This window comes from Geobacter sp. FeAm09 (genome assembly GCF_008330225.1).
In the GTDB taxonomy this organism is placed as follows: Bacteria; Desulfobacterota; Desulfuromonadia; order Geobacterales; family Pseudopelobacteraceae; genus Oryzomonas.
Genome location: NZ_CP042466.1, coordinates 3,465,738 through 3,477,704 on the forward strand (window position 1 = coordinate 3,465,738; position 11,967 = coordinate 3,477,704).

Genomic DNA, 11,967 nt, shown 5'->3' on the forward strand with positions numbered 1-11,967 from the left:
CTTTACGGCAGTTCCGTGGAGCCCATGAGGTAACGGTCGCACTCCCGCGCCGCGCCGCGCCCCTCGTTGAAGGCCCAGACCACCAGGCTCTGGCCGCGGCGGCAGTCGCCGGCGGCAAAGACCCCCGGCAGGCTGGTGGCGAATCGCCCATGGTCGGCCCTGACGTTGCCGCGCGGGTCGCGCTCCACGCCCAGGGCGTCGAGCAGCGCCTGCTCCGGCCCGAGGAAGCCCATGGCCAGCAGCACCAGCCCCGCGGGGCGCACCTGTTCGGTGCCCGGCACCGGCGTGGGCGTGAACTGCCCCCGGTCGTTCCTTTCCCAGGCGACCTCGACGGTGCGGACCGCCGTGACCTTGCCGTCCCCGTCCCCCTCGAACCCCGTGGCGGTGGTCAGGTAGGTCCGCGGGTCGGCGCCGAACCTGGCCGCAGCCTCCTCCTGGCCGTAGTCCACCTTGTGCACCTTGGGCCATTCGGGCCAGGGGTTGTCCGCGGCGCGTTCCTCGGGCGAGCGGGGCATGATCTCCAGCTGGGTGACGGAGCGGCAGCCGTGGCGCAGCGAGGTGCCGACGCAGTCGGTGCCGGTGTCGCCGCCGCCGATGATGATCACGTCCTGGTCCCGGGCCGAGATGACGTCGGCGTCCCGGTTGAGCAGCGCCTTGGTGTTGGCGGTCAGGAAATCCATGGCAAAGTGGACCCCCTTCAGGCCGCGCCCCTCGACGGGAAGGTCGCGCGGCACCGTGGCGCCGACGGCCAGCACCACGGCGTCGAACTCGCTGCGCAGCCGTTCCGCCGGGAAGGTCGCGCCGCCGATCTCGGTATTGCACACAAAGGCGATACCCTCCGCCTCCATCAGCTTGATGCGGCGCTGGACCACCTGGCGCTTGTCCAGTTTCATGTTGGGGATGCCGTAGGTCAGAAGCCCGCCGGGCAGATCCTCCCGCTCGAAGACCGTGACGCTGTGGCCCGCCCGGTTGAGCTGCGCCGCCGCCGAAAGGCCGGCCGGCCCCGATCCCACCACGGCCACCCGCTTGCCGGTGCGGAGCCGCGGCAGCACCGGCACGATCCACCCCTCCTCGAAGCCCCGCTCCACAATGCTGACCTCGATGTTCTTGATGGTGACGGGAGGGTCGCTGATGCCGAGCGTGCAGGAACCTTCACAGGGGGCCGGGCAGACGCGCCCGGTGAACTCGGGAAAGTTGTTGGTCTTGTGCAGCCGGTCGAGCGCCTGCCGCCAGAGATTGCGGTAGACCAGGTCGTTCCACTCCGGGATCAGGTTGTTGATCGGACAGCCGCTGGCCATGCCGCTGATGAGCTTCCCGGTATGACAGAACGGAATGCCGCAATCCATGCAGCGGGCCCCCTGGGTGCGCAGGGCCTCGTCCTCCATATGCAGGTGGAACTCGTTCCACCCCTTGATCCGCTCCAACGGCTCCCGGTCGGCCGGCACTTCCCGCTGGTATTCCAAAAATCCGGTTCTTTTTCCCATGTCGTTTTCCTATATCCGTGTGCTTGAATTCGAACAGATTCCGCCTGACGCCCAGACCGCCTAATGGGCACCGAGCCGGGCGTTTTCCTCGAAAGCGGCGGCCAGTGCCTCATCGCCGCTCAGGCCGGCGGCGTGCGCCCTTTCAAGGGCCTGCACGACCCGCTTGTAGTCCTTGGGCATGACCTTGACAAACCGGGGCAGGAACCGGTCCCAATCCGCCAATACGGCGGCTGCACGCTCACTCCCGGTCAGTTCCCCATGGCGGCCGATCATGTTTTTGAGGGTGGCCGCATCCCGGTCGTCGAGCTCCTCGAGGCCCACCATCTGGGTATTGCAGCGGCCGGCGAAATCGCCCGCTTCGTCGAGCACATAGGCCACGCCCCCGCTCATGCCGGCCGCGAAGTTGCGGCCCGTCGGGCCGAGGACCACCACCGTGCCGCCGGTCATGTACTCGCAGCCGTGGTCGCCCACCGCCTCGACCACCGCGTTGACGCCTGAGTTGCGCACGCAGAAGCGTTCGCCCGCCATGCCGCGGATGAAGGCCTCGCCGCTGGTGGCGCCGTACAAGGCCACGTTGCCGGCGATGATGTTCTCTTCCGCCTTGAAGGGCGACCCCGCGGGGGGGTAGACCAGGATCGTGCCGCCGCTCAACCCTTTGCCCAGGTAGTCGTTGGCGTCGCCGCACAGCCCCAGGGTGACCCCCCGGGGCACGAAGGCGCCGAAACTCTGGCCGGCCGAGCCGTTGAACCGCAGGTTGACGGTCCCGTCCGGGAGCCCCTGGGAGCCGTGCCGCCGGGTGATCTCGTTGCCGAGGATCGTCCCCACCACCCGGTCCACGTTGGTGATGGGCAGCTCCGCGTCAACCGGCTCTCCGCGTTCGATGGCGGGCCGGCAGAGGTCGAGGAGCACGGTCATGTCGATGGACTTCTCCAGGCCGTGATCCTGGGCCTCCATGCAGTAGCGCCCCACATCCAGGCCGACGGGGGGCTGGTACAGGATGTTGGAGAAATCGAGCCCCTGGGCCTTCCAGTGGGCAATGGCCCTGCGGGGTTCCAGGACGTCCGCGCGGCCGACCATCTCGTTCAGGGTCCGGAAACCGAGCCGGGCCATGATCTCCCGCAGTTCCTGGGCCACGAAGCGCATGAAGTTGACCACGTATTCCGGCTTGCCGGCGAACCGGGCCCGCAGGACCGGGTCCTGGGTGGCCACGCCGGCCGGGCAGGTGTTGCTGTGGCAGACCCGCATCATGATGCAGCCGAGGGACACCAGCGGCGCCGTGGCGAACCCGAACTCCTCGGCCCCCAGCAGGGCGGCGACGGCCACGTCGCGCCCGGTCTTCAACTGGCCGTCCGCCTCGATGACGATGCGGCTGCGCAGGTTGTTCAGGACCAGGGTCTGGTGGGTCTCGGCCACGCCCAGCTCCCAGGGGAGACCGGCATGCTTGATGCTGGAGACCGGCGAGGCGCCGGTGCCGCCGTCATAGCCGCTGACGAGCACCACGTCGGCATGGGCCTTGGCCACGCCGGCGGCGATGGTGCCGACCCCCACCTCGGACACCAGCTTGACGCTGATGCGGGCGCGGCGGTTGGCGTTTTTCAGGTCATGGATCAGTTCGGCCAGATCCTCGATGGAGTAGATATCGTGGTGCGGCGGCGGCGAAACCAAGCCGACCCCCGGCGTGGTATGGCGCGTCTTGGCGATCCAGGGGAACACCTTCTGGCCGGGCAGTTCGCCCCCCTCCCCCGGCTTGGCCCCCTGGGCCATCTTGATCTGGAGCTCCCGGGCGTTGGTGAGATAGTCGCTGGTAACGCCGAAGCGGCCGGACGCCACCTGCTTGATGGCGCTGTTCTTGGAATCGCCCTGTTCGTTGGTCCAGGTGAAGCGCTCCGGGTCCTCCCCCCCTCGCCGGTGTTGGAGAGGCCGCCGATCCGGTTCATGGCGATGGCCAGCGCCTCGTGGGCCTCCTGGCTGATGGAGCCGTAGGACATGGCGCCGGTCTTGAAGCGCTTCATGATCTCTTCCACCGGCTCGACCTCCTCGATCGGCACCGGGACGGTGGTTTCCCGGAACTCCAGGAGGCCGCGCAGGGTAGAGAGGCGGGTGTCCTGCTCGTCGATCAGCGCGGAGAACCGCTTGAACTCCTGGTAGTCGTCGGTGCGGACCGCCTTCTGGAGCGAACTGATGGTGAGGGGATTGTACTGGTGCTCCTCCCCGTCCTCGCGCCACTGGTAGACCCCGCCCGCGTCCAGGGTCGGATCGGCGGGCACCCGCTCGGGCCAGGCCCGGTGGTGCCGCGCCAGGAGTTCCGTGGCGATCCCGTCCAGATCGGTGCCCCCGATGCGGGACGGGGTCCAGGTGAAGTACCGCTCGATCACCGACTGGTGCAGGCCGACCGCCTCGAAGATCTGGGCGCCCCGGTAACTCTGCACGGTGGAGATGCCCATCTTGGCCATGGTCTTGACGACCCCCTTGATGGAGGCCTTGATGAAGTTCTTGACCGCCTTTTTGTAGGTGATGTCCGTCAGCATCCCCTGGCGGATCATGTCGTCCAGGGACTCGAAGGCCAGATAGGGGTTGATGGCGTTGGCGCCGTACCCGAGCAGCACGGCGAAGTGGTGGACTTCGCGCGGCTCGCCCGATTCCAGCACCAGGGAGACCCGGGTGCGGGTGGCGGTCCGGATCAGGTGGTGGTGCAGCCCGGCAACCGCCAAAAGGGCGGGAATGGCGGCATGCTCCCGGTCAACGCCGCGGTCGGAGAGGACCAGGATGGTGGTGCCGGCCTCCACCGTTATGACCGCCGCCTCGAAAAGCCGCTCCAGGGCCTTTTCCAGTCCGGCGGCGCCCTCGGCCGCCGGGAAGAGCAGCGACAGGGTGACCGCCTTGAAATCGGGCTTGTCCACGTGGCGCAGTTTTTCAAGCTCCTCGTTGGAGAGCAGGGGGTGTTCCAGCCTGATCATGCGGGCGCTGGCGGCGGCCGGCTTGAGCAGGTTGGCCTCGGAGCCGATGAGGGTGGTCGTGGAGGTGACGATCTCCTCGCGGATCGGGTCGATGGGGGGATTAGTCACCTGGGCGAACAGCTGCTTGAAATAGTTGTAGAGCAGCTGCGGCTGGTCGGACAGCACCGCCAGCGGCGTGTCGGTCCCCATGGAGCCGAGCGGCTGGACGCCGTCCATCGCCATGGGTCCCAGGATGACGCGCTGATCCTCGAAGGTGTAGCCGAAGGCCTGCTGGCGCTGCAGGACCGTATCGTGGTCCGGCCCGTACACATGGAGCGCATCGGGCAGGTCCTCGAGCAGGATGTGATTGTCCCGCAGCCACTCGGCGTAGGGCTTGGCCGCCGCCAATTCGCGCTTGATCTCCTCGTCCGGCACGATGCGCCCCTGTTCCGTATCCACCAGGAACATGCGCCCCGGCTGCAGGCGCCCCTTCATGAGGACGCGCTCCGGCTCGATGGGCAGTACGCCGGCCTCGGAGGCCATGACCACCAGGTCGTCGCTGGTGACGTAGTACCGCGACGGGCGCAGGCCGTTGCGGTCGAGCACGGCGCCGATGCTGCGGCCGTCGGTGAAGGCGATGGCCGCCGGGCCGTCCCACGGCTCCATCAGGCAGGAATGGTATTCGTAAAAGGCCTTTTTGGCGGGCTCCATGGTTTCATGGCTCTCCCACGGCTCGGGGACCATCATCGTGACCGCATGGGGCAGGGACCGCCCCGCCATGACCAGGAGCTCCAGGCAGTTGTCGAACATGGCCGAGTCGGAGCCGTCGGTATTGATGATCGGCAGCGCCTTCTTCATATCGTCCCCGAACAGGTGGCTGCTGAAGAGCGACTGCCGGGCATGCATCCAGTTGACGTTGCCGCGCAGGGTGTTGATTTCGCCGTTATGGGCCAGGAAGTGGTAGGGGTGGGCCCGGTCCCAACTGGGGAAGGTGTTGGTGGAAAAACGGGAGTGCACCAGCGCCAGCGCGGTTTCCACCGCCGGGTCGCGCAGGTCGGGGTAGTACTGGTCCACCTGGACCGGCATGAGCATCCCCTTGTAGATCATGGTGCGGGTGGACATGCTGGCGACGTACCAGTGGCTATCCACGCCGGCGCGGCGAATCTCGCCGGTTGCCCGCTGATTGAGGATGTAGAGCTTGCGGTTGAACGACAGCTCGTCCAGGTCGTCGGCGTTCGCCTTGAGGAACAGCTGGCGCACCACCGGCTCGCTGGCCCGGGCGGTGGCGCCGAGGGACGAATGGTCGGTGGGCACATCCCGCCAGCCGATGATCTTGAGCCCTTCCTCGGCAACGACCTTTTCCAGTATGTGGCGGGCGCTGTTGCGTTCCGTCGGGTTGGGCGAGGTGAACACCATGCCGACGCCGTAGCGCGAGGGCTCGGGCAGCTCCATGCCCAGCGGCGCGCAGACCTTGCGCAGAAACCGGTCCGGCATCTGGATGAGGATGCCGGCGCCATCCCCGGTATTGGGTTCGCAACCGCAGGCGCCGCGGTGATCGAGATTGACGAGGACGGTCAAGGCCTGGCGGACGATCTCGTGGGATTTTGCCCCCTTGATGTTGACCACAAAGCCGACGCCGCAGGCGTCGTGTTCGAATTGGGGATCGTAGAGGCCCTGTTTTTTGGGTGGTTCGATGTTTTTCATATGGCTGCCTTTATGTGTGGTGCTGGTATCTTGTCATGTACCGCTCGACGGTGAGGCGGGTAGAGGCTGAACGTGATACGGTGCAGTTCCCGGACGGGGGTGTGTACAAACGATACATTAAGAGGGATAACATACCTATTTGTTACGATATTTTCAACATCAAATACCGGATCGCGCAAGAAAAGGTGACGACGGGGGGCGCGCGGGAGGGGAGCGGCGCCCAAATCCGGTGCGGACAGGGGACGTCACCCGCCCGCCGCACCCGGAAAACGGGGCGCGCGGCAACGAAAACGAAAAAAGGGCCGGACGAGGTGTCCGGCCCTTCGGGTCGATGGTGGGCATAGTTGGGATCGAACCAACGACCTGCCGATTAAGAGTCGGCTGCTCTACCAGCTAAGCTATATGCCCAACGAAATAAGGCCCCGGACTGATGTCCAGGGCCATTGTTTTTGGCGTCCCCTACCGGATTTGAACCGGTGTCGCCGCCGTGAAAGGGCGGTGTCCTGGGCCGGGCTAGACGAAGGGGACGTTTCAGTGGTGAGCCGCGTTGGGATCGAACCAACGACCACCTGATTAAAAGTCAGGTGCTCTACCAACTGAGCTAGCGGCTCAAAGAGAATTGGATATTTACAACAGAAATGAGATCGAGTCAACAATTATTTTTTATCCCGCAACAAAATTAATCTCCGGCAATGCCGTCGTCCTCGCCGCGGGGCTGTTCCGCCAGGCGCCCCTTCTTGTCGTATTTGTCCTGGTACATGCGCCGGTCGGCCATCTTGAGCGAGGCGCAGAGCTCGGACGCGTCATGGGCGGTGGCCACCCCCAGGGAGAGGCCGCGCGAATAACCGTTCTTCTCCCGCCGCGGGCGGAACTCCCCCTGGACGATGCGCCGCACCGCCGCCTGGGCGGTTTCCTGGTCGGTGCGCGGCAGCAGCACGGCGAATTCGTCCCCGCCGATGCGGGAAACCACGTCGCCGGCCCGGAAGGCCGACAGGAGCGATTCGGCCGCCATGCGGATCAGCCGGTCCCCTTCGTCGTGGCCGTAGGTGTCGTTGATCATCTTGAGGCCGTCGATATCGGCGATGACGATGCTGACCGGGAAATCCCGGCTGGCCGCCAGCCGGCTCATCTCGGCCTCGAAATAGGCCCTGTTGTAGAGATTGGTGAGCGAGTCATGGGTGCTGAGATAGCGCAGGTTCTCTTCATAGTGCTTGCGCTCGGTAATATCCTGGGATACCTTGAGATACTTGATGACGCCACCCCCGGAATCGCGCAACGGGCAAAACTTCGCCAGTTCCCAATAGACCGTGCCGTCCTTGCGGCGGTTGGCCAGCTCGCACTCCCACTCCTCTCCGGCACTGATGCTGCTCCAGAGGTCCCGGTACAGCTCGGGGGGATTGAGTTCCGACTTGAAGATGCGGGGGTTGCGGCCGACGACCTCCCCTGCGCGGTACCCGGTCATCTTGGTGAAGGTGGCATTGACATATTCGATGGTGCCGTTCAAGTCCGTAATGAGAACCGAGGTGGGCGCCTGCTCCATGGCCTGGGAAAGCAGGTTGAGGGACTCGTCCTGTTTTTTGAGGCGGCGCTTCAGGTTGACGTACTCGCAGCATTGCGTCACGGCCTCCATGAGCTTGGCAACATCCACCGGCTTCCCGATGTAGTGGTTGATGCCGATGGAGACGCAGTCCAGCAGATATTCGGTATCGCTGAACGCCGTCAGGACGATGACGGGGCAATCGGGCCGGATGCGGCGGATCTCGTGCACCATCTCCATGCCGTTCATGACCGGCATCCTGATGTCGGTCACCACCACATCGGGGAGATGGGCCCGGTACATGGCGAGCCCCTCCCTGCCGTCGGCGGCCACGTACACGGTGCCGACCGCGCGCATGAGCAGGCGCGAAACCGTGTCCCGGGTGATCTGGTCGTCCTCGACATAGAGCAGCGAGATGTCGTTATGGAGCAGCGATGGCGACATGGCTTCGCACCGGTTTCATAGTGGATTCCCCTGTAGCCACCAGTGTATCGCATAATCGGCGCGCCGCAAGTAGCCCGGCGGGCCGCCGGATAAAGGAAGCCCCATGGAAAAAGTAAGCCTCGCCCAGTGCAACGACTATGACCCCGCCCGGGTACGGGAGGCGCTGATCTCGCTCCTGGAACCTCTGGGCGGCATGGCGGCCTTCGTCCGGCCGGGGGAGCGGGTGCTGCTCAAACCGAACCTGCTGGCCGCCAAGCCCCCGGAAGCGGCGGTCACCACCCACCCTGTTGTCGTGAAGGCGGTCGCGGACCTGGTCGGGGAGGCGGGGGGCAGGGTCATGATCGGCGACAGCCCCGGCATCGGCGGGTTCCGCAAGGTGGCCGACAAAAGCGGCATCAGCCTGGCGGCGCGCGAGAGCGGCGCCGAACTGGTCGAGTTCGACGAGACCGTCGAACTCAACGGTGCGGGGACCTTCCGCCGCATCGCCATAGCGCGCGCCTACTGGGAGGCCGACAAGGTCATCAACCTGCCCAAGCTGAAGACCCACGAGATGATGACCATGACCTGCGCGGTGAAGAACCTCTTCGGCGTGGTGGTGGGGACGGAAAAACCGGCGTGGCACCTGAGGGCCGGGCAATCGCGCGAGCAGTTCGCCCGGCTGTTGCTGGAGATATACCTGCTGAAAAAACCGGCCCTGAACATTGTGGACGCCATCGTGGCCATGGAGGGGAACGGACCGGGGAGCGGCGACCCGATCGGCCTTGGGGCGTTGCTCGCCGGCGTCAACCCGGTGGCGGTGGACACGGTGGCCGGCCGCCTGGCCGGGATAGCCGCCGAGCTGCTGCCTGTGGAGCGGGAGGCGGCGCGCATGGGGCTGACGGGGACGGACATGGGCGAACTGGAGCTTGCCGGCGCGCCCCTCGACCGGTTCGGCGGAAAACGGTTCAGGCTCCCCACCGGCCTGGATGTGCAATTCGGCCTGCCGGCCTTCATCAAGAACGGCCTCAGGCGCCACCTGCTGTCGTTCCCCGTGGCCGACGCCCGCCGCTGCGTGCTGTGCGGCATCTGCCGGGACGCCTGCCCGCCGGAAGCCATACAAATAAAAAACAGCTCCCTGGCGGTCAACCAAAGGAGCTGTATTCGTTGCTGGTGCTGCCGTGAACTGTGTCCCCACGACGCCATGCAGGTGCGGCGGGGGGTGCTGCTGAGGATTGCAACGGCCTTCAGCCGTTCACGGGGGAAACGGCGCTAGGCGTCCTCTTCCTCGCCGCCGAGCGGGATCTCGCGATAGGCGCGGTCCTCCTCGAAACGCTTGGTCTGGGCCTGCAGCTTCTCCAGATCGGATTTGCACTTGACGCAATGACGCGCGAACGGCATGGCCTTGAGCCGCCCCAGGGGGATTTCCTCTTCGCATTCCTCGCAGATGCCGTATTCCCCCTCGTCGATCCTGAGGAGGGCCTCGTCGATGCTGTGCAGCTTTTCCCGTTCCCGGTCCCCCAAGAGCAGCCCGAGCTCCCGGTCCCGCTCCGATGACGCCTGGTCATAGATGTCGCCGCTCGGCTCGCCGGAAACCGTGGTTTCGGCGCCGCTCTTGACGGTCTTGGATATTTCCCGCAGGGTATCCTGCTTCATTTGTTGAAGGATTTCCCTGATTTCCTGCCATTTCTTTTTTGCCGGTTTCGTGGCCATGGTGCCCTCACTCCCCTGGTCTGCTTTCGTACCACCCCTGAAAAGGGGGCAAACTATTGCAGAAAACGGATTGTTTGTCAAGCCAAACAACCGGGGGCGGCGTCAAACGACTATTTCGCCGATCAGGTCGTAATCCGACGAGTCCGTGACCTTGAGGGAAACGATGTCGCCCACCTCGGCGGTTCCGGCGGTGATGTAGACCTGCCCGTCGATATCCGGCGCCTGGCGCGACGAACGCCCCCTGAGGAGCAGTTCGGTTTCTTCGCTGTACCCCTCCACGATGACCTGCTCCGTGGTGCCGATGAGGGCCCGGTTGCGGCGGAACGACAGCCGTGCCTGGGTCCGCATCAGCTTGCGGCAGCGCTCGCGCTTGACCCGCTCCGAGACCTGGTCCGGCATGGCGGCGGCCGGCGTATTCTCTTCCCGCGAGTAGCAGAAGACCCCCAGGCGATCGAACTGCGTCTGCTCGACGAACTGCATGAGGCTGGCGAAGTCGTCCACCGTCTCCCCGGGGAACCCGACGATCAGCGAGGTGCGCAGCGCGATGCCGGGGATCTCCCGGCGCAGCGTGGCGATCAGGTTGCGGATCTGCGCCTCGCTGCTCCGGCGGTTCATCCGCTTGAGGACCTGGTCGGCGATGTGCTGGATCGGAATGTCCAGGTACTTGCAGATCTTGGGCTCGTCACGGATCAGCTCGATCAGGCCGTCGGTGATGCCGTCGGGATACGCGTACAGAAGGCGGATCCAGCGAATCCCTTCGATGGCCGCCAACCGGCGCAGCAGCGTCTCCAGAGTGGAGCCGTCGTCCAGGTCGCTGCCGTAACGGGTGACATCCTGGGAGATGACGTTGATCTCCTTGACCCCGCGGGCGGCCAGCCGTTCCGCCTCGGCCACCAGCGCATCCAGCGGGCGGGACCGGTAGGCGCCCCGCAACTGGGGGATCACGCAGTATGAGCAGCAATTGGAGCAGCCTTCGCCGATCTTGAGGTAGGAATACCATGCCGGCGAGGAGTTGAGGCGCGGCAGGGTTTCGTCGTAGATGTAGTCCGGGTCGCCCACGTAGCGCAGCTGGCCGTCCGAATCCTTTTTCTCCGCCAGGATCTCGGCAATGCGGGGGTAATCGCCGGTGCCGATGAAGATATCCACCTCGGGCAGATCGTTGGCCAGCTCCTCCTGATACCGTTGCGGCAGGCAGCCGGAGACGATCAGGGTGTGGCAGCGCCCGTCGTGTTTGCGTTCCGCCAGGTCCAGGATGGCGTCGATGCTCTCCTGCTTGGCTTCCTTGATGAACGAGCAGGTGTTGACGATGATCACGTCCGCATCCTTTTCGTCGGTCGTGATCTCGTACTCATCCTTGGCAAGCACACCGAGCATGACCTCGGCATCCACCAGGTTCTTGGGGCAGCCCAGGCTGACCATGCTTACTTTCTGTTTAACGCTTTCGCTCACACACACCCCTTTTATTCCATTAACGGCAATTAGGCCACAGAGCCACTGCGGCACAGAGAAAATCGCGGAATGTTTTCAGCCGGAACAGCCCACCGGATAATGACGCGTAAAAACGGTTATTGCCTCTCGTCCTGTTCGCTCCGCGTCTCTGTGGCTCCGTGGCACATTCTTTCCACTGATTTGTTTTTCAGCTACTCCCTGAAATTCCCGAACTGCATCTCGACCCCCAGGTCCTTCCCCTTGAGGAGCTGAATCGCCTCCTGCAGGTCGTCCCGGTTCTTGCCGGTCACCCGCACCTGGTCATCCTGGATCTGCGCCTGCACCTTGAGCTTGCTCTCCTTGATGGCGGCGACGATCTCCTTGCCCTTCTCCTTGGAGATCCCCTGCTGGACCGTGATGATCTGGCGCACCATCCCCCCGAGGCGGCCTCGACCTTGCCGTACTGCAAGGCTTTGATGGAGATGTTGCGCTTGATGAACTTGGACTGGAGCACGTCCACCACGGCCTTGAGCTTGTAGTCGTCGTCCGCCAGGATCTTGACGGCGTCCTTCTCCTGGGTGATCTCGCTCTTCGACCCCTTGAAGTCGTAGCGCTGGCCGATCTCCTTGATCGCCTGGTTGACCGCGTTGTCCACTTCCTGCATGTCCACTTTCGAAACAATGTCGAATGACGGCATAGAGGCATCCTCCGAAGTTGTAATATATACGAGCATATCCCCTCGTAG

Annotated in this window: 6 protein-coding genes, 3 tRNA genes and 2 pseudogenes; 1 reads left to right on the forward strand and 10 read right to left on the reverse strand. The window is 64.8% G+C overall.

From position 1 onward, the window contains the following. Positions 1 to 2: 2 nt before the first annotated feature. From FO488_RS16425 to FO488_RS16450, 7 genes and pseudogenes are all read right to left on the reverse strand, one after another. Positions 3 to 1,484 (reverse strand): glutamate synthase subunit beta, encoded by a 1,482-nt coding sequence (locus FO488_RS16425; RefSeq protein ID WP_149211548.1) that lies wholly within the window; start codon positions 1,482 to 1,484, stop codon positions 3 to 5. A 60-nt stretch (positions 1,485 to 1,544) separates the two neighbouring features. Further along, the gene (locus tag FO488_RS20215; protein WP_370514345.1) at positions 1,545 to 2,627 is read right to left on the reverse strand and encodes a hypothetical protein; all 1,083 of its coding nucleotides are present in this window, start codon (positions 2,625 to 2,627) and stop codon (positions 1,545 to 1,547) included. Positions 2,628 to 2,633: 6 nt separating this feature from the next. After that, positions 2,634 to 6,124: pseudogene (gltB, locus tag FO488_RS20225) on the reverse strand (glutamate synthase large subunit); the annotation flags it as partial. A gap of 332 nt (positions 6,125 to 6,456) precedes the next feature. Next, positions 6,457 to 6,532 (reverse strand) — tRNA-Lys (locus FO488_RS16435). A gap of 42 nt (positions 6,533 to 6,574) precedes the next feature. Then, positions 6,575 to 6,652: transfer RNA gene (locus tag FO488_RS16440), tRNA-Glu, on the reverse strand. A gap of 7 nt (positions 6,653 to 6,659) precedes the next feature. Beyond that, a tRNA-Lys gene (locus tag FO488_RS16445) sits at positions 6,660 to 6,735 on the reverse strand. Positions 6,736 to 6,803: 68 nt separating this feature from the next. Continuing rightward, the gene (locus tag FO488_RS16450; protein WP_149211549.1) at positions 6,804 to 8,105 is read right to left on the reverse strand and encodes a diguanylate cyclase; all 1,302 of its coding nucleotides are present in this window, start codon (positions 8,103 to 8,105) and stop codon (positions 6,804 to 6,806) included. 103 nt (positions 8,106 to 8,208) lie between these two features. Here FO488_RS16450 and FO488_RS16455 point away from each other — a divergent pair, with 103 nt between their 5' ends. After that, positions 8,209 to 9,357: a DUF362 domain-containing protein gene (locus tag FO488_RS16455; protein ID WP_149211550.1), complete on the forward strand. Its 1,149-nt coding sequence runs from the start codon at positions 8,209 to 8,211 to the stop codon at positions 9,355 to 9,357. Here the strand turns inward: FO488_RS16455 and FO488_RS16460 are convergent. The 3 genes and pseudogenes from FO488_RS16460 to FO488_RS16470 form a co-directional block, all read right to left on the reverse strand. Then, a complete protein-coding gene (locus FO488_RS16460; RefSeq protein WP_149211551.1) occupies positions 9,354 to 9,794 on the reverse strand; it encodes a TraR/DksA family transcriptional regulator in 441 nt (146 codons plus the stop codon). The genes FO488_RS16455 and FO488_RS16460 overlap by 4 nt on opposite strands. A gap of 102 nt (positions 9,795 to 9,896) precedes the next feature. Next, positions 9,897 to 11,213: a 30S ribosomal protein S12 methylthiotransferase RimO gene (gene rimO, locus FO488_RS16465; RefSeq protein WP_149212231.1), complete on the reverse strand. Its 1,317-nt coding sequence runs from the start codon at positions 11,211 to 11,213 to the stop codon at positions 9,897 to 9,899. Between the two features lie 221 nt (positions 11,214 to 11,434). Next, positions 11,435 to 11,955 (reverse strand): annotated as a pseudogene (locus FO488_RS16470) (YajQ family cyclic di-GMP-binding protein). Positions 11,956 to 11,967: the final 12 nt, after the last annotated feature.